The organism is Aquitalea sp., assembly GCF_030150775.1.
GTDB lineage: Bacteria > Pseudomonadota > Gammaproteobacteria > Burkholderiales > Chromobacteriaceae > Aquitalea > Aquitalea denitrificans.
On the sequence record NZ_JASLFG010000049.1, the window covers coordinates 86,588 to 104,558 of the forward strand.

Here is a 17,971-nt window from a genome sequence, read left to right on the forward strand (position 1 = left end):
ATTATTGTTTGCCTTAATGTTTCTCGCGGGCCACCACCACGCCGCTGGCGATGATGAGTGCACCACCCAGCCAAGTGGTGATGCCGGGCATTTCACCAAAAAACAGATAGCCCAGCGCGGCTGCCCATAGCAGGATGCTGTATTCCAGCGGTGCCACTGCCGACAGTTGCACATAGCGTAGCGACAGGGCATTGACGAAATTGGCCAGTCCGCCGCTCAGGCCCAGCAATAGCAGCACCAGCCAGTCGCCCCAGCCCGGCAGCTGCCAGTCGCTGCCTGCGGTCAGCGCACTGACGCCCAGCATGATCAGCGTACCCAGCATGGCAATGGTGGCCGGGCTGTCGGTGGCCGACAGCTGGCGCGTCAGCAGCGAGGCCAGGGCATAAGACAAGGCCGAGCCCACCGCCAGCAGGCTGTAGATATTGAACTGCAGGCCGGACCAGCCACACACCACCAGCACGCCCAGCAGGCCCAGTGCCACTGCCAGCCATTGCCGTCGTCCTACCTTCTCACCCAGCCACACCAGGCTAAGCAAAAGCATGAATACCGGGTTGGACAGGGTGATCACCGTCACCGTGGCCAGCGGCAGATGGCGCAAGGCAATGAAGAAAGTGACGATGGTGACCAGCACCACCATGCCACGTAGCAGATGCCGCCACGGGTGAGCAGTAGCCAGCAGGCGTGCTGGCGCACTGCTGTGACGCAGCCCCAGCACCAGCAAAATGGGCAGGGCAAACAGCGAGCGGAAGAAGATGATCTCCCCCACCGGATAGCCGTGGGTCAGCCATTTGGCGCTGGCATCCATCACCGCCAGCAAAAAGATGGCCAGGCTGTACAGCAGGATGCCGCGGCCCTTGTGTTGCTGCGGCATGGCAGCCGCGGCCACGCTCACTTGCCCAGCTCCGCCTTGCGTTCCCTGGCGCTGCGACCGGCCCAGTCATTGGCAAACTGCCAGGCTACCCGGCCGGAACGGCTGGCGCGCAGCTGGCTCCATTGCAGTGCCGCGCGTTCGGCCTCGCTGTCCATCGGCAGCTGGAAATGTTCCAGCCAGGTTTTGACCGCGGCCAGATAAGCATCCTGATCAAAGGGATAAAACGACAGCCACAGGCCGAAGCGGTCGGACAGCGACACCTTCTCCTCAATGGCTTCACCCGGATGGATTTCGCCATCACTGACCCAGCCTTCGCGGTTTTCGCTGTGTTTTTCCGGCATCAGGTGACGACGGTTGGAGGTGGCATACACCAGCATGTTTTCCGCCCGGCGCGCCAGGCCGCCATCCAGCGCCGTTTTCAGTGCCTTGTAGGCGTCATCACCGTCTTCAAACGACAGGTCGTCACAGAACAGGATGTAACGCTCCTTGCGTCCGGCCACCAGTGTCATGATCTGGGCCAGGTCGGACAGATGATCCTTATCCACCTCGATGATGCGCAGGCCCTTGTCGGCAAACTCCGGCAGCAAGGCCTTCACCAGCGAGGACTTGCCGGTGCCGCGTGCGCCGGTCAGCAGCACATTGTTGGCAGGACGGCCCTTGACGAACTGACGGGTGTTGCGCACCAGCAGCTTGAGCTGGTTGTCGATATGGGTCAGCCGTGCCAGCGGCAGGGTGTGCGGCTCGTTGACGCCCTCCAGCCAGCCGGCCATGCCCTGACGCCGCCAGCGGTAGGCCGGTGCGCTCCAGTCCGGCTCGGGCCGGGCCGGAGGCAGCAAGGGTTCGAGACGGGCCAGCATGGCTTCGGCGCGGGCCAGAAAGGCTTCAAGTTGCTGCATGTCGTTCTCCGGGCAAAAAAACAGGCTGGCACGGCGGCCAACCTGTACGGACGGGCTGATGGCGGGCTTAGCCGCGCAGGCTGATGATCGGCCAGCCCTGCTCCTTGGCATGCTGGCGCAGGGTGTCGTCCGGGTCCACCGCCACCGGATTGCTGACAATGGACAGCAGCGGCAGGTCGTTGTGTGAATCGCTATAGAAGAAGCTGCGGCCATAGCTGGCCAGGGTTTGGCCACGCTCGGCCAGCCACATTTCCAGCCGGGTGATCTTGCCGGCCTGGAAGCTGGGCACGCCGGTGTGCTTGCCGGTGTAGCGGCCATCGGCGGTGCGTTCCAGGTCGATAGCGATCAGGTGTTCGTCATCCACGCCCAGTTCGGCGGCAATCGGGCCGGTGATGAAGCGGTTGGTGGCGGTGATGATCAGGATTTCATCGCCCTGCTGACGGTGCAGGTTGAGCAGGTCACGCGCGGCTTGCGGAATGATGGGGCGGATGTGCTCATCCATATAAGCGGCATGCAGCGCGGCCAATTGCTGGTTGTCGTAGCGGGTGAGCGGCTCCAGCGCGAATTCCAGGTATTCGCCGATATTCAGCGTGCCGGCCTTGTACTGTTCGTAGAAATGATTGTTGCGGTGGTCGTAGTAGGCTTGGTCGACAATGCCGCGCTTGATCAGGAAGCGCGGCCATTCGAAATCGGAGTCACCGATCAGCAGGGTGTTGTCCAGATCGAACAGGGCCAGATTGCGTGCTTGGGTCATGTGTCGGAAGAACTCGCGGTTTGCAAAACGTTTTTCACCAGCGGCACGGTGATGGGGCGGCGCAGTGCCAGCGAATAGCGGTCCAGCATGTCCAGCATGCCGATCAGGCTGGACAGGTCGCGCCGCCAGTGGGTAAGCAGGTAACGGAACACATCGTCGGCAATGGCCAGCTGGCGGTTGGCAGCGTGGGTGCGCAGCGCGGCCAGCTTGTCGTCGTCGGACAGCGCCTTTACTTCCAGCACCAGTCCCCAGCCCAGGCGGGTACGCAGGTCGTCACGCACGGCGGCGGCCATCGGCGGCTTGCGCCCGGCCATCAGCAGGCGGCCCTCGCCGCTCTCCTTCAGGGAGTTATAAAAGGAGAACAGGGTGATCTGGTCGTCCGGTGCCAGGTCGTCGACATGGTCTACCGCGATGAAGCTGGCTTCGCGGGCGAAATCCGGCAAATGCTCTTTCTGGCCATCCAGATAAATGGAAGCACGCCCCAGCCGCTCGGCGTGGGCAATCCAGGCCTGCAACAGATGCGTCTTGCCGCTGCCGGGTTCACCCCACAGGTAGATGAAGCGCTCGCCATCCTCCGCCGTGAGGGCAGTAATCACCTCGCGGTTGCGCTGGGCCAGAAAATTGTCGAAAGCCGGCAGCGGCGTGGGGGTCAGGTCTAGTACTAGCTGGTCCAAGAGTAATGTCGTGTGGGCCGATTGAGGTCAGACTGCGATTTTACGCTGAGATGCCCGCTTGGCGAAACCGCTGCATGGCATTTGTTTAGTGCTTGTTGTTGTATAAAATCGCCAACAGCCTCCTGTCAGACCGCAGGCGCACCAACCGTCTGCGGCAATGCTGGCCCGCATTTTGCCGCCCATCCCCACCCGCTTGTGCCGCTTTCTGACCGACAGATGCAAACTAAGCGCAGCTTTCCCAAGGAAATTCAGTTAAAATACAGTGCTTTCGCATCAGCGAAAGCTTGACGTGAAAATACTTCAAGTTAGCAGAAAGCGAGTTTACCTTGAGCACCCAGTCCCTCAGTTACCGTGATGCAGGCGTGGATATCGACGCCGGCGACGCGCTCGTCGAAAACATCAAGCCCTATGCCAAGCGCACCATGCGCCCGGAAGTTCTCGGTGGTATCGGCGGTTTCGGCGCACTGGTGGAAATTTCCAAAAAGTACAAAGAGCCCGTCCTGGTTTCCGGCACCGATGGCGTGGGCACCAAGCTGAAACTCGCCTTTGACTGGAATCGCCACGACACCGTCGGTATCGATCTGGTGGCCATGAGCGTGAACGACATCCTGGTTCAGGGCGCCGAGCCGCTGTTCTTCCTGGATTATTTCGCCTGCGGCAAGCTGGACGTACCGCAAGCCACCGACGTCATCAAGGGCATTGCCGCCGGTTGCGAACAGGCCGGTTGTGCATTGATCGGCGGCGAAACTGCCGAAATGCCGGGCATGTACCCGGTAGGTGAATACGATCTGGCCGGCTTTGCTGTCGGCGTGGTGGAAAAAAGCCAGGTGATCACCGGCCGTACCATCGTGCCGGGCGACGTGGTGCTGGGCCTGGGTTCCAATGGCGTGCATTCCAATGGCTACAGCCTGGTACGCAAGATCATCGACCGCGCCCAGCCGGATCTGGACGCCGCCTTTGACGGCGACAAGAGCCTGCGCGATGCCGTGATTGCACCGACCCGCATTTACGTGAAACCGCTGCTCAAGCTGATGCAGACCCTGCCGGTAAAAGGCATGGCCCACATCACTGGCGGTGGCATCACCGAAAATACCCCGCGCGTACTGCCGGACAATGTTGTTGCCCAACTGGATGCCAACAGCTGGGAGCTGCCCAAGCTGTTCCAGTGGCTGCAAAAGGAAGGCAATGTCGACAGCCAGGAAATGTACCGCACCTTCAACTGTGGCATCGGCATGGTGGTGATCGTGGCAGAAGAACACGTCTCCGCCGCCACCGCCCTGCTGCAGCAGGAAGGCGAAACCGTACATCGCCTGGGCAGTGTGCGCGCCCGCAATGGTGACGAACACCAGACCCAGATTTCCTGAGTCCGGCAGTGACACCAAACGGCGCCGCTAGCACTGCTGGCGGCGCTTGTTTTTTTACCGGCAGGCATTGTGGCTGCCGCAGACATGTTGACCCATGAAGAATATCGTCATCCTGATTTCCGGCCGCGGCTCCAATATGCAGGCCATTGTCGACGCCAATATCCCCGGCGCGCACATTGCCGCGGTGATCTCCAATCGCCCTGATGCCGCCGGCCTGGCCTGGGCGGCCGCACGTGGCATCGCCACTGCCGTGGTGGATCACAAGGCCTATACCAGCCGCGAAGCATTTGATGCACAGCTGGCGCAAGTGATAGACAGCTATCAGCCCGATCTGGTGGTACTGGCCGGTTTCATGCGCATTCTCACGGCAGACTTCACCCGCCGCTACGAAGGCCGCATGCTCAACATCCACCCCTCGTTGCTGCCGGCCTTCCCCGGCCTGCACACCCATGCACGGGCGCTGGAAATGGGCTGCAAGGTAGCAGGTTGCACCGTACACTTTGTCACCGCCGAACTTGATCACGGCCCCATCGTGTCGCAGGGTGTGGTCAGCCTGCTGCCAGATGACACCCCGGACAGCGTAGCCGCGCGGGTATTGCAACTGGAACACCAGTTGTATCCAGATTCCGTGCGCCGCTTCGTGGCTGATGATCTCAGTATTGTCGATGGCCGGGTTGCCTCGCCGGCACAGCCGGCTGCCAGCCTGATGGCACCGGCACCATAAAGCCGTCATCGGCATGAAAAAACCGCTGCGGGTCTTTGTGCTCGCCCTGCTGGCCTCCGTTCTGGTACATCTGGCTATGCTGGGCTCTGGTCTGCTGCCCGATGCCGTGATCGAACTGCCGCCGGATCAGGCCTTGCGCAAGATTGACGTCAAAATGCAGGCTCTGGCGCTGGATGCCCCGGCGCCACCCGCAGTACCCACCGCCCGCTTGCTGCCGGCAGGGCCGGCACCGGGTACGGTGTCGCACCATCCGGCAGCGAAAAAGCGCAAGCCCAAGCGTGAGGCATCCGGGCCGCAGGCCAGGGCAGACCGCGCACAGGACAAGCAGGCAGACACTACGGCAGAGATGGCCGATGCCAGCCAGCCGGCAGCGGAAAGCAGCAAAACGACAGAAGCCAGTGCGGCCACGGCAGAACACGTGGCAGCCAAAGCGGAAAAACACGCCAAGGCAGAAGAAGCCAGCACACCGGTGGCCAGCAGTACCGACAAGGCAACAGGCTATCTTTATCCAGCCAGCACGCTGCACCGCTTCCCGGCACGGGCCAAACTTGGCTACCAGACCTTCTATAATGGCGCGATGGTAGGCAGCGGCGGACTGGACTGGCAACACGATGGCCAGCGCTACACGCTGGAAATCCGCTTCAATCCGCTGGTGGGTGGCAATCTGCGCTATCTTTCACAGGGCAGCCTGGATAAGCACGGCCTGCAACCGGACAGCCTGCAAGCCTGGCGTGGCAGCGATGCCAAGGAATCTGCCCGTTTTGACCATGCAGCCAGCGTGCTGCACTTTGGCGAACAGGGCGACAAGGAAGTGGCATTGCGGGCAGGCGCACAGGATGTATTCAGCCTGGCTTTCCAGCTGGGCCTGAAGGGCGGCCAGCTTGGCAGCGCCCCGCTACAGATCACCACCGGGAAAAAGGTCTACGACTATCCGATGACCCCCAGTGGCGAAACCGATTACGACACCGGCTCCGGCAAAATCCGGGTGATCGTGTTCCGCGCCAAGGGCGAGGACGACATCACCGAATTCTGGCTGGCTCCGGATTTCTCCAACCTGCCGGTGCGCATTTCGCGCATCGACAAAAGCAAGCGGGTGGAACTGCGCGCCGTGCTGATCAATGTTGACGGCACCGAGCAATGGCGCCTGCCCGCGCGCCCCATGACCCGGAACAACCGTTAATGAATATCAGCCATAGCCAACTGAAACACATAGAAACCGTCATCAGCCAGATGACCCGCTTCGACCGCCCGGCCGACGCCGTGCTGTCCGCCTACTTCCGCGAAAACGTGAAGCTCGGTTCCAACGACCGTCACCTGATTGCCGAAACCGCCTTTGGCTGCCTGCGCCGCCTGATCCAGTTCCGCGCCCTCATCGCCCCGGAAAAAGCCACACCGCGCCGCCTGGCCATGGTGGCGCTGATGCGTCTGCAAAAGCTCAATATCAAGGAAATGGCCGACTGCACCAGCGCTGGCGAACGCGAATGGCTGGGTGGCATCAAGGGCAAGACGCTGGAAGACAGCCTGTCCGTGGCGGCCGAACTGCCAGAATGGGTGATCGAACGTCTGGCAGAAAAAGACCCGAAAGACGTGCTGGCACTGGGCCTGGGCCTGATGGAAGCTGCCCCGCTCGACCTGCGCGTCAACACCATGAAGATGAAGCGCGACGAAGCAATCGACCGTCTGCGCGCTGACGGCATGCCCTGCGAACCGACACCTTACTCGCCCATCGGTATCCGCCTGCAAGGCAAGCCCGCGCTGGCCAAGTACGAGTTGTTCAAGTCCGGTGCCATCGAAGTGCAGGATGAAGGCAGCCAGCTCTTGGGCCTGATCACCGGCGCGCGTCGCGGTGAAATGGTGGTGGACTTCTGTGCCGGTGCCGGTGGCAAGACCCTGCTGCTGGGCGCGCAAATGGCTTCCAGCGGCCGCCTGTATGCCTTTGACGTGTCGGAAAAACGCCTGGCCAACCTCAAGCCGCGTCTGGCCCGCTCCGGTCTGTCCAATGTGCATCCGCAACTGCTGGCACATGAAAACGACAGCAAGGTGAAGCGTCTGGCCGGCAAGGCCGATCGCGTACTGGTGGATGCCCCATGCTCCGGCCTGGGCACGCTGCGCCGCAATCCGGATCTGAAATTCCGCCAGAGCCCGGAAAGCGTGGCCGAGCTGAACGTCAAGCAAACCGCCATCCTGGCCTCGGCAGCCCGTCTGGTCAAAGTGGGCGGCCGTCTGGTGTATGCCACTTGCAGCCTGCTGCCGCAGGAAAACCGCGACATCGTGGAAGCCTTCCTGGCCGCGCATCCGGACTTCAGCCTGCTGCCGATGGATGCCGCGCTGGCCGAGCAGAAAATCCCGCTAGAGATCGGCGATTATCTGCAACTGAAGCCGCATCTGCATAATTCTGACGGTTTCTTCGCCGCAGTTCTGGTCAGAAAGGCGCATTGACCTTATCATTGAGTATTAGCAAAGTCGAAAATACTGTTTAATCCAGAATGATTTGCGTTTCGGCTTTGCTGCTCTCTCGATAAACCGCCACGGAGTTCCCACCCCCATGCCCGACGCCAGAGTCGCCCGACGCCTGGGCCAGCACGGCCTGCGCGCCAGTCGCCGCCTGAGATACCTGTATCTGTCCATGGCATTGTGGCGACGTCGGGCTCCCATCTGGATTGCCGCCATTCTCATCGGCCTGGTGGCCGCCGTGTTTGCCAATGGCAGCCATCTGTCACATGAGCTGTTCTACCAGATCTACGACCAGTCGCCGTTCTGGGCCCTGTTGATCACCCCGGCCGGGCTGGGCTTGTCGGTGTGGCTGCTGCGCACCTTTTTCGAAGGTGCGGGCGGTGGCGGCATTCCGCAAACCATTATTGCCATGCAGCCGGGCATGCATGCGCTGCGCGCCCGCATCCTTACCATGCGTGCGGCGGTGGGCAAGATGGTACTGACGCTGATTGGCGTCAGCTGCGGCTCTACCATGGGTTATGAAGGCCCCATCGTGCAGGTGGGGGCGGCCATCAAGTATTCGCTCAACCGTGAAGCCGCACTGCGGCATGAAGGCGTGGCACGCAGCTTCATTCTGGCCGGAGCCGCCGCCGGGGTGGCAGCCGCCTTCAACACGCCGCTGGCGGGCATCGTGTTCGCCATCGAGGAAATGGGTCGCACCTTCGACCAGCGTGCCAGCTCCACCATCCTGCTGTCGGTGATTCTGGCCGGTATTACCGCCATTGCCGTACTGGGTGATTACAACTATTTCGGCGTAGTGTCAGTAGCGCTGGATCTGCGCGCCGGCTGGATGGCCATTCCGGTGTGCGGCATCATCGGCGGCATCATCGGCGGGCTGACATCGCGCATCATCCTGATACTGGCCGAACGCTTGCCCGGCCCGTTGCATGGCTGGCGCAGCCACTATCCCATTCTGTTTGCCATTGCCTGTGGCTTGCTGCTGGCACTTATCGGCATTGCCAGCGACGGTATCACTTTTGGCACCGGTTATTTCCGTGCCAAGGAAATCATCGAAGGCGGCGGCAGCAGTATGCAGGAATACGGCATCCTCAAGCTGGTTTCACTGGTCATCACCTATATCAGCGGCGCGCCAGGCGGTATGTTCGCCCCCTCGCTGGCCGTGGGAGCCGGCTTTGGCCTGAACCTGTCTCTGCTACTGCCCGCCCTGCCACAGGCTGCCATGGTGTTACTGGGCATGGTGGCGTTTTTCTCCGGCATGACCCGCGCCCCAATGACCGGCTTTGTCATCGTGATGGAAATGACCTCATCCTCATCCACCATGATCATCCCGCTGATGGCCACTGCGCTGATGGCGGCCAACGTGTCGCGCCTCATGAACCGCCATGCACTGTATGACGGCCAGGCCGAATTGTTTTTGCAGCAGTTGCGCGCCCGCAATCAGGCAAATTGACCACGACCGCACGCTTACGTACAATAACCCATCGATTCAGTCAAGTATTCAAGGGCCAGCCCGGTGCCGGCCCGTTCACAGCAAGGAATTCCCCATGGATACCCAGGAAATCATCAAGCAGACAGTCACCGAAAACCCGGTTGTGCTGTTCATGAAAGGTACGGCCCAGTTTCCGCAGTGCGGCTTCTCTTCGCGCGCAGTGCAAATCCTGAAAGCCTGTGGAGTGGAAACCATCAAAACCGTTGACGTGCTGCAGGATCCGGAAATCCGCCAGGGCATCAAGGAGTTCTCCAACTGGCCGACTATCCCGCAACTGTATGTTAAGGGCGAGTTCATTGGCGGTTCGGACATCATGTACGAAATGTACCAGTCCGGCGAATTGCAGCAGGTGTTGGAAAGCCTGTAAGCAAACGCTTGAAGACGTGTATGCAAAACCCGGCCTGGCCGGGTTTTTTTATGCGGCAAACAGATGCCAGCGTATCCACCTGGAATTCCCTGTCTTACAATTCACAGATAACAGACCAGACTGGCGGCACCCTGCCCTTTCCCTTGCGGACCACACAGACGACATGACCTCTTCCCAGACAGACGGCTTTTTCGCACCTCCGGATCATCCAGCCAGCCCGCTGACCGCGGACAACGGCACTGCCATGCCGATTGATGAAATCTGGAAGGCACTGGTCAATGACCAACTGGTTCCGTATTTTCAGCCGATTGTCGATGTCCAGACCCGCCGCGTCGTCGGGGCCGAAGCGCTGGCGCGCTGGCGCCATCCTGCGCTGGGCGTGCTTTCTCCCATCACTTTTGTTCCGGTCATGGAAGAACGCGGCATGATTCGCGAATTGACCGAACTGATTCTGGAAAAGACGCTGTACGCATGCCGTGACTGGCTGGATCAGGGTTTTGAGCTGAATGTGTCGATCAACCTGTCGGCCCAGTTGCTGGCAGACCCGCAGCTGACAGGGCACCTGAGCCAGAAAACCCGACTGGCCGGACTCAAGCCTGCCAATCTGGCTCTGGAGTTCTCGGAAAATACCTTGCGTCAGCATTGGTCGGTGGCTGATGTGCAACTGGCCACCCTACGCCAGGCCGGCTTTGGCGTGATGGTGGATGAGTTCGGTATTGGCGTAGGCCTGACCGACAAACTCAAATCCAGCCATTTCAGCGGGCTGAAAATCGACCGGGCTTTTGTTCATGGTGCAGGGGACAACCAGCACCTGCGCGCCATATTGGGTGAGGCGCTGGCACTAGGCAAGGCCGAGGGACTGCAAACCATCGGCATGGGGGTTGAGGATGCTGGCGATCTATCGGTACTGAGCGAGCTGGGCTGCCAGTCGGTACAAGGCTATATCTGTTCTGCCCCACTGCCAGCCACAGGGTTAATTCCGTGGATTTCCAGCTGGGAAAAGCGGTAGAATACCGCCCCATACCTCATTCAAAGACCGGCCGCGGCAACAAGGCCGGTTTCGCATATCTGAAACAAGCTGCCATTGCGGTTCACAAGACCGGCATCGGCAGCTTTTTCGCAAGGTTGGGAACAAAAAAATGAATATCCATGTAGTCAACCATCCGCTGGTACAGCACAAACTCGGCCTGCTGCGCGAAGGCGATATCAGCACCATGAAATTCCGCCAGCTTACTCAGGAGCTGGCCCGTCTCCTGGCTTACGAAGCCACTCGCGATTTCGAACTGGAAGCCACCACCATCGACGGCTGGTGCGGCAAGATCGATGTACAGCAAATCAAGGGCAAGAAAGTAACAGTCGTTCCCATCCTGCGTGCCGGTATCGGCATGCTGGACGGGGTGCTTGATCTGGTTCCCTCGGCCAAGATCAGCGTAGTGGGCCTGGCTCGCAATGAAGAAACGCTGGAGCCGGTGTCCTACTTCGAGAAATTCGTCGACAGCCTGGACGAGCGCATTGCCATCATCATCGACCCGATGCTGGCTACCGGCGGCTCCATGGTGGCCACCATCGAACTGCTCAAGCGCAAGGGCTGCAAGCAGATCAAGGCCGTGGTGATGGTGGCAGCGCCCGAAGGTGTGAAAACCGTCAACGACGCCCACCCGGACGTACAGCTGTATGCCGCATCGCTGGACAGCCATCTGAATGAAAACGGCTACATCATTCCGGGTCTGGGTGATGCCGGTGACAAGATTTTCGGCACCAAGCACGTTTGAGTTCTGCCCATGCCAGCAACACGCCGCTCACCTTCAATAGAAGTAGCGGCGTTTTTTGCAGGCCATGCAGCCCCTGCCCCATGCACAAGGAAGGCTTACCGTGTTGAACGCCCATCAAGCCATTGACCAGGATTTTTTGCTGCGCTTTCCCGATGGTTTGCAGGATGCAGCATGGCAGGCACTGGCCAGAAAACACCGCAGCGTGGACAGCGTCATCACACTGTGCCAGCAGGGACTGAGTGCACAGACCATGCAGCAGGCACTGGAAGACGGCCAGTATGCCACCATCAGCGAAACCTGCCGCCAGATCATCGGCCGCAGCACCACGGTGAGCACCTTCGAGAAGATGGCGTTTCGCAACTATCTGGCCTTTCGCGATGTACATGTGCCGTTTGTGCAGGCGCTGTACCGCCTGTTGTACCAGTTTGGTCCGGACAGTTTTTCCGACTTTGTCGAAGTACTGCAGCTGTGCCGCAACGATGGCAATGCCAATCCGGCCAAGTGGCCGGTGGTGAGCTGCTTTCTGGCCTACAGCCAGCCCGATGTGCATGTGTGCATCAAGCCCACCACCATCAAAAAAGTGGCGGCGCGGCTGGGCGTGGAGATTGCCTATCGGCCGCTGCCCAACTTTGATACCTACTCACGGGTACAGGCCATGGTGCGGGACTTCAGGCAACACAGCGTGCTGGCACGGGAGCAGAACAACATCATCGCCCAGGCCATCATGTATTGCACGGTCTGAGTCAGCGTCAGGCCTTGCCGGTTTTACCAAATCAGATTTCAACAAAAACAGGGATATCCCATTATGTTCCAACACGTGAAGGTGGCCATCTCCGGCGCCCAGATCCTGTTCGTCGCTTTTGGCGCGCTGGTTCTGGTTCCGCTGCTGACCGGCCTCAACCCGGCCATGGCCTTGCTCGGCGCCGGCATCGGTACCTTGTTATTCCAGCTGTGTACCGGTCGTCAGGTACCCATTTTCCTGGGCAGCTCGTTCGCCTTTATCGGCCCCATCATCTACTCCATCCATACCTGGGGTCAGGGTGCCACCATGTTCGGCCTGTTTGCTGCCGGCTTCATGTACTTCGTGTTTGCCGCCATCGTGCGCTGGCGCGGCATGGCCTTGATCAACAAGCTGCTGCCACCGGTGGTGATTGGCCCGGTCATCATGATCATCGGTCTGTCGGTAGCCACCGCCGCATCCGGCATGGCCATGGGACAGGCGGGCGGCAAGCAGATCATGCCGTATGAAACCTCCATGCTGCTGGCGGCCATTTCGCTGGCCACCACCATCATCGTGTCCATCTACGCCCGCGGCATGTTCAAGCTGGTGCCCATCCTGGCCGGTGTTACTGTAGGCTATATCGCCGCCGCCTTCATGGGCATGGTGGACTTTGCCAAGCTGGCCAATGCACCGTGGTTTGCCGCGCCGGTCTTCCATAGCCCGGAAGTCAACTGGTCAGCTGCCCTGTTCATGCTGCCGGTGGCCATTGCCCCGTCCATCGAGCATATCGGTGGCGTAATGGCCATTGGTGGCGTAACCGGCAAGGACTTCACCAAGACTCCCGGCCTGCATCGCACCCTGATGGGCGATGGCCTGGGCGTATGCCTGGCCGGCCTGATCGGCGGCCCGCCGGTGACCACCTACGCCGAAGTAACCGGCGCGGTGATGATTACCCGCAACTTCAACCCGGTCACCATGACCTGGGCTGCCGTGTTTGCCATCTGCATGGCTTTCTTCGGCAAGTTCAATGCCCTGCTGCAATCCATCCCCATGCCGGTGATGGGCGGCATCATGGTGCTGCTGTTCGGCACCATCGCTTCCATCGGCCTGAAAACGCTGATTGAAGCCAAGGTAGACCTGATGCAGCCGCGCAATCTGGTGATCATCTCGGTGGTGCTGACTGCCGGTATCGGCGGCCTGACGCTGAAACTGGGCGGGCTGGAACTGGCCGGCGTGGGCCTGTGCTCGATTCTGGCCATGGCGCTGAACCTGATTCTGCCCAAATCCTCGGCCAGCCATGACGGCATTGTCGAAGGGCAGGACATCTGAACACCTGACCAGGCTGCAATACAGACAACCCCTTCTCGCTTTCTGGGAGGAAAGCGAGGCTCGCTTTTTCTCTTCTATTGGCAAGGCAAGGGCGGGGGGATAGGGAATAGATGGGAAGGCTGCGGAAGCAATAGCTTAATCGAAAGGCCCGGCTTTGCCGGGTCCAGTACAGTCGCATCAAATAACTTTGTCAGCAGCCTGAAGCGCGGACCATCCGCGCTTTTTCTTTATATAAATCAGAGACGTCGCAATATTACCGCTTCATGTCCGGATGATGAAAGACAGCTTGCCGGGCAGATTGGATAATGTTGACACTCTGTTGAAGTTTCTTCAGGGCCTGCATGCATCCGTAGGCCACTGCCGTCAGGGGCAGACAGCAAACTCCTTTGTTGTGTAATTGAAAACGCCATCTTGCGATGGCGTTATTTTTTTGTCCTGCGGCTAATCCGCGCCATGCATGGGCAAGGGACGCAGTCTTGCCATTTTCAATACATCTTCATAGCGCCCATTGCGCAAGGCATACGCGCGCAAGCGGGCTTCTTCGACAAAACCGTACTTGCGGTACAGTGCCAGCGCAGCGGCATTATCGGTAAATACCGTCAGTTCCACCCGGTGCAGGCCCAGCCAGTTATCAGCCAGATCCAGCATGGCCTGCAACAAGGCAGAGCCCACCCCCTGCCCCTGCCATTCGCGCTGCACCGCCATGCCCAGGCTGGCACCATGTGCCAGTCTTGGTGCACATTCCCGCCACAGTGAACCATGGGCAATCACCTGCCCTTCGGCTGTTTCCAGCAATAGCGCATGGTGCAGCGGGTCGTTACCTGCCAGCCGCTGTTGCCATAGCTGCATGGATGGATAAGGCAGCTGCAGGGTATTGCCATAACAGAGCGGATCGCTCATCAGCGCGCGCAGTGCCGCGGCATCCGCCGGACCCGGTTTGCGAATGTGAAACTGGCTCATGCCTGACCTCCCGCCGGCCAGTGCAGCCGTGCCATCACCACGCTGTCCACATAGCGGCCATCTTGCAGAATGTCCTGCCGCACCACGCCTTCATGCTGGAAACCAAAGCGCTCGTACAGCGCAATGGCGCGCTGGTTGTCCTGCTGGGCCATCAATTGCAGCCGGATCAGCCCCAGCCAGTTGTCAGACAGCTCCAGCAAGGCCTGCATCAGTGCGCGCCCGACGCCCTTGCCCTGCCATTCGTCACGGACCAGCAGGAACAGGTCGGCCACATGGCGGCAACGCGCCTGCGACAGGATGGTGAGCCCGGCGCTGGCTATCACTTCGTCGGCAGCATCACAGGCCACCAGCCAGTGACAGGATGGGGACAGCTGTTGCAGCTTGTGCTGCCAGTCGGCGGCCGACTGATAGGGCTGCTGCGAGGTATGGCGTACCACGCCGGGGGCGGATTGCAGCCGCGCCATGGCGGCAGCGTCTTCCGGCTCGATGCGGCGGATATGAAAACTCATGCGCGATTGCTCCCTTACAGCCAGTTACAGACAGTCAATCTGCCATCATGACAAACAGCAGCAGGGTGTTACAAGCCAGCTGATCAAACAAAAGCCCCGCTCCTTGACGGAAACGGGGCGATCCGGGGGCGGCTGACGCGGCTTAACGGCTGCGGCAGGCCTTGTCCACCAGATACATCAGGCTTTGATAAGGGATACCGGAGTTGGCCGACAGGCCGATCTCGCAGGTGACGCTATTGGAGAAGCCGCTGCCGCAGTCCTTCACCTGAGCCTTGAGGCCGGTGAGCGCGCTGCTGTTGAGTTCCGGATGGCTGAAGCCCTTGTCACCGGCAAAGCCGCAGCAGGTAATGCCCTGCGGCTCGACCACCGTGCTGGCGCAGCGCTTGGCCAGTGCATTGAGCATTGCCGCCTGGCCGGTCTTGCGCATGGAGCACACCACGTGCAGGGCCACGCTTTCTTGCTGCGGGGTGAACGCCAGATGTTCGGCGGCCACCTCCTGCACGAAACGGGTGACGTCATACACGTGCAGGCGTTTGTCCTGCAGCCCTTCCAGCATGCTGGCGGTACACACGCCATTATCGACAATCACCGGCCAGCGGCCGTTGTCGCTGGCCGCCAGCAAGGCGGCTTCCAGCTCGGACAGCTTGCTGGTCGCGGCATCAGCCGCGCCCTTGGACTTGAACGGCGTGCCGCAGCACAGGCTGTCCATCTGCTGCGGGTAGAGAATCTGGTAACCGGCCTTGCCCAGCACCGAGGCCACTACCTCGTTCAGCGGCCGTTGATCCGGCTGCGCCTTGGCCGGAGCAAAGGTACGCGTCAGGCAGGATGGCAGGTACACCACCTTGCGCTCGCTCCGTTTGCCACCATCCAGCCGCAGCTTGCCGGCGGCACGCGGGAAGTATGGCGTCCAGTAGGGAATACGACGCCCCACTACCCGGCGCAGGCTGCGCATCAACACACCGGTGGCGGCGTTGCCCGCCACGCTTTGCACGGTTTGCAGTGCACGCAGGCCCAGGCGTGCGCCCGCAGTGGCGGTGTCGTAATGACTGGCCAGGGTATTGGCCACCGCCCAGCCGGTATCGCTGAGATTCTGCTGGCGCAACTGGCTGGTAAGCGAGCCGGTGTTGATGCCCACCGGACAGGCAGACTCGCACAAGCCACAGGTGGTACAGGTTTCATCACCGGCAAACTGGTAGCTCTCGCGCAGCGCATCCAGCCGGGACTGATCCTTGCCGCTTTGCTCCAGCGAGGCCATTTCGCGGTTGGCGACAATGCGCTGGCGCGGCGTCAGGGTGATGGCGCGACTGGGGCACATCACTTCGCAGAAGCCGCACTCGATGCACTTGTCGATCAGCGTATTGGCGGTGGGAATCGGCTTCAGGTTGCGGATATGCAGCAGCTTGTCGTGGGTGATGATCACATCCGGGTTCAGGATGCCATCCGGGTCGAACAGGGCTTTGAGCTCCTGCATGATACGGTAGGCAGCCGGGCCCCACTCCATTTCGACAAACGGCGCCATATTGCGGCCGGTGCCGTGCTCGGCCTTGACCGCCCCTTCGTATTCCACTGCCACCAGCTTGCACACGTCCTCGATAAAGGCTTCGTAGCGTTTGATTTCGGCATCGCCGGAGAAATTGGGCGTGAACACGAAGTGCAAATTACCCTCCAGCGCATGGCCGAAGATGATGGCTTCGTCGTAATGGTACTGACGGAACAAGGCTTGCAGCTTGAGCGTGCCTTCAGCCAGGTGCTCGATGGGGAACACCACGTCTTCGATGATGACGGTGGTTTCCGCCGCCCGCATCGCGCCCACACTGGGGAACATGCCTTTGCGGATATTCCACAAGCGGGTGTATTCCTCGGCCACATCGGTAAAGCGGATGCCGGACAGATTGGGAATGGCTGCGATATAGCCGCAAATAGCGTCGATCTGCGCAGTCAGTGCCACGGCATCACGGGCACGGGTTTCAATCAGGATGGCGGCAGCCTCGTCGCCCAGCGTCTTCAGTTCGGCCGGCACCCCGGCCTTGTTTTCCACCGAGCGCAGGCTGGCGCGGTCCAGCAGCTCGGCCGAGGACACCACGTCCTTGTGCTGGGCCAGCAACTGGATGGCATCGCAGGCATCCTTGATGGTGGGGTACAACACCAGCGCCGATGCCTTGCTGGGCAGCTCTTCCACCGTGTGGTAGGTAGCTTCCGACACAAAGGCCAGCGTGCCTTCGCTGCCGACAATCAGGTGCAGCAGCATGTCCAGCGGATCGGCAAAATCCACCAGCGCATTCAGGCTGTAGCCGGTGGTGTTCTTCATCTTGTACTTGCGGCGGATGCGCGCTTCCAGCTCGCCATCGGCACGGATACGGCCTGCCAGTGCGCCCAGCCCGGCCAGCAAACCGGCGTGGGACTGGCGGAAAGCCGCCACGCTGGCCGCATCAGCGGTATCCAGCACCGTGCCGTCGGCCAGCACCAGCCGCAGGCTCTTGATGGTCTGGTAGGTGTTTTGCGCCGTACCGCAGCACATGCCGCTGGAGTTGTTGCTGACAATGCCGCCTATCATCGCCGAGTTGATGGTGGCCGGATCCGGTCCGATCTTGCGGCCAAACGGCAACAGTGCCGCATTGGCCGCCGCGCCGATCACCCCCGGCTGCAGGCGGATGGCACGTCCTTCATCCAGGACTTGCAGGTCTTTCCAGCCGTGATTGGCCACCACCAGAATGGAATCGCTCACCGCCTGGCCGGACAGCGAAGTACCCGCTGCACGGAAGGTGACCGGCAATTTCAATGCCGCAGCCTGTGCCAGCACTGCCTGCACTTCGGCCTCGGAGTGTGTCTGGATGACAAGTTTGGGCACCAGCCGGTAACAGGACGCATCCGTCCCGTAGGCCAGGGTGGACAGCGGGTCGCTAAATACCCGCCTGGGGTCGATCACTTCGATAATGGCTTGGTGAAACAGCCGGTAAGCACCTTGCAGCATGAACTCTCTCCACGGCGCGGGCAGCTGCTCTGTGTCGGCTTGCCACGCCAGGTTGCGCACGTCACCTGCTTGCAGAACTGCAATGGCAGATGAACGGTCCCAAGAATGTTGAAGCG

General features: G+C 60.6%; 17 protein-coding genes. 10 read left to right on the top strand and 7 right to left on the bottom strand.

The features are described from left to right. Window positions 1–13 precede the first annotated feature (13 nt). The 4 genes from QVF59_RS16875 to hda all read right to left on the bottom strand — a co-directional run bounded on the left by QVF59_RS16875 (window position 14) and on the right by hda (window position 3,195). Window positions 14–892: a DMT family transporter gene (locus QVF59_RS16875; RefSeq protein WP_287881382.1), complete on the bottom strand. Its 879-nt coding sequence runs from the start codon at window positions 890–892 to the stop codon at window positions 14–16. After that, on the bottom strand, window positions 889–1,767 hold the full coding sequence (locus tag QVF59_RS16880) for an ATP-binding protein (protein WP_287881383.1): 879 nt from the start codon (window positions 1,765–1,767) through the stop codon (window positions 889–891). Before QVF59_RS16880 ends, QVF59_RS16875 begins: the two co-directional genes overlap by 4 nt. Before the next feature lie 67 nt (window positions 1,768–1,834). Continuing rightward, window positions 1,835–2,521, bottom strand: a complete 687-nt coding sequence (locus QVF59_RS16885; protein ID WP_159875118.1) for a histidinol-phosphatase — start codon at window positions 2,519–2,521, stop codon at window positions 1,835–1,837. Then, window positions 2,518–3,195, bottom strand: coding sequence for a DnaA regulatory inactivator Hda (gene hda / locus QVF59_RS16890; protein WP_045847287.1), 678 nt, complete (start codon window positions 3,193–3,195; stop codon window positions 2,518–2,520). The genes QVF59_RS16885 and hda overlap by 4 nt, the downstream gene beginning before the upstream one ends. 326 nt (window positions 3,196–3,521) lie before the next feature. Between hda and purM the strand changes: the two genes are divergently transcribed. The 10 genes from purM (at window position 3,522) to QVF59_RS16940 (ending at window position 13,415) form a co-directional block, all read left to right on the top strand. Beyond that, window positions 3,522–4,559 (top strand): phosphoribosylformylglycinamidine cyclo-ligase, encoded by a 1,038-nt coding sequence (gene purM, locus QVF59_RS16895; RefSeq protein WP_159875117.1) that lies wholly within the window; start codon window positions 3,522–3,524, stop codon window positions 4,557–4,559. Window positions 4,560–4,653: 94 nt separating this feature from the next. Then, the gene (purN, locus tag QVF59_RS16900; RefSeq protein WP_287881384.1) at window positions 4,654–5,283 is read left to right on the top strand and encodes a phosphoribosylglycinamide formyltransferase; all 630 of its coding nucleotides are present in this window, start codon (window positions 4,654–4,656) and stop codon (window positions 5,281–5,283) included. 13 nt (window positions 5,284–5,296) lie between these two features. After that, window positions 5,297–6,463, top strand: coding sequence for a DUF3108 domain-containing protein (locus QVF59_RS16905; protein WP_287881385.1), 1,167 nt, complete (start codon window positions 5,297–5,299; stop codon window positions 6,461–6,463). Window positions 6,464–6,468: 5 nt separating this feature from the next. Continuing rightward, window positions 6,469–7,722 (top strand): RsmB/NOP family class I SAM-dependent RNA methyltransferase, encoded by a 1,254-nt coding sequence (locus QVF59_RS16910; RefSeq protein WP_287881462.1) that lies wholly within the window; start codon window positions 6,469–6,471, stop codon window positions 7,720–7,722. A 106-nt stretch (window positions 7,723–7,828) separates the two neighbouring features. Next, window positions 7,829–9,187 (top strand): chloride channel protein, encoded by a 1,359-nt coding sequence (locus QVF59_RS16915; protein WP_287881386.1) that lies wholly within the window; start codon window positions 7,829–7,831, stop codon window positions 9,185–9,187. Window positions 9,188–9,281: 94 nt separating this feature from the next. Continuing rightward, window positions 9,282–9,593, top strand: coding sequence for a Grx4 family monothiol glutaredoxin (gene grxD, locus QVF59_RS16920; protein ID WP_159875112.1), 312 nt, complete (start codon window positions 9,282–9,284; stop codon window positions 9,591–9,593). A 163-nt stretch (window positions 9,594–9,756) separates the two neighbouring features. Beyond that, the gene (locus QVF59_RS16925) at window positions 9,757–10,602 is read left to right on the top strand and encodes an EAL domain-containing protein (RefSeq protein WP_159875111.1); all 846 of its coding nucleotides are present in this window, start codon (window positions 9,757–9,759) and stop codon (window positions 10,600–10,602) included. Window positions 10,603–10,732: 130 nt separating this feature from the next. Beyond that, window positions 10,733–11,365, top strand: a complete 633-nt coding sequence (upp, locus tag QVF59_RS16930) for a uracil phosphoribosyltransferase (RefSeq protein ID WP_159875110.1) — start codon at window positions 10,733–10,735, stop codon at window positions 11,363–11,365. Window positions 11,366–11,465: 100 nt separating this feature from the next. Continuing rightward, on the top strand, window positions 11,466–12,107 hold the full coding sequence (locus tag QVF59_RS16935) for a hypothetical protein (protein WP_287881387.1): 642 nt from the start codon (window positions 11,466–11,468) through the stop codon (window positions 12,105–12,107). 63 nt (window positions 12,108–12,170) lie between these two features. Beyond that, window positions 12,171–13,415 carry a uracil-xanthine permease family protein gene (locus QVF59_RS16940; RefSeq protein ID WP_287881388.1) on the top strand — a complete coding sequence of 415 codons (1,245 nt, stop codon included), beginning with the start codon at window positions 12,171–12,173 and terminating at the stop codon, window positions 13,413–13,415. A gap of 441 nt (window positions 13,416–13,856) precedes the next feature. On the opposite strand, the gene QVF59_RS16945 is transcribed toward QVF59_RS16940, so the two are convergent. The 3 genes from QVF59_RS16945 to QVF59_RS16955 all read right to left on the bottom strand — a co-directional run bounded on the left by QVF59_RS16945 (window position 13,857) and on the right by QVF59_RS16955 (window position 17,915). Continuing rightward, complete coding sequence (locus tag QVF59_RS16945) at window positions 13,857–14,375, bottom strand: GNAT family N-acetyltransferase (RefSeq protein ID WP_287881389.1); 519 nt, start codon at window positions 14,373–14,375, stop codon at window positions 13,857–13,859. Further along, a complete protein-coding gene (locus QVF59_RS16950) occupies window positions 14,372–14,884 on the bottom strand; it encodes a GNAT family N-acetyltransferase (protein ID WP_287881390.1) in 513 nt (170 codons plus the stop codon). Before QVF59_RS16950 ends, QVF59_RS16945 begins: the two co-directional genes overlap by 4 nt. Before the next feature lie 142 nt (window positions 14,885–15,026). Then, window positions 15,027–17,915, bottom strand: coding sequence for an FAD-binding and (Fe-S)-binding domain-containing protein (locus QVF59_RS16955; RefSeq protein WP_287881391.1), 2,889 nt, complete (start codon window positions 17,913–17,915; stop codon window positions 15,027–15,029). Window positions 17,916–17,971: the final 56 nt, after the last annotated feature.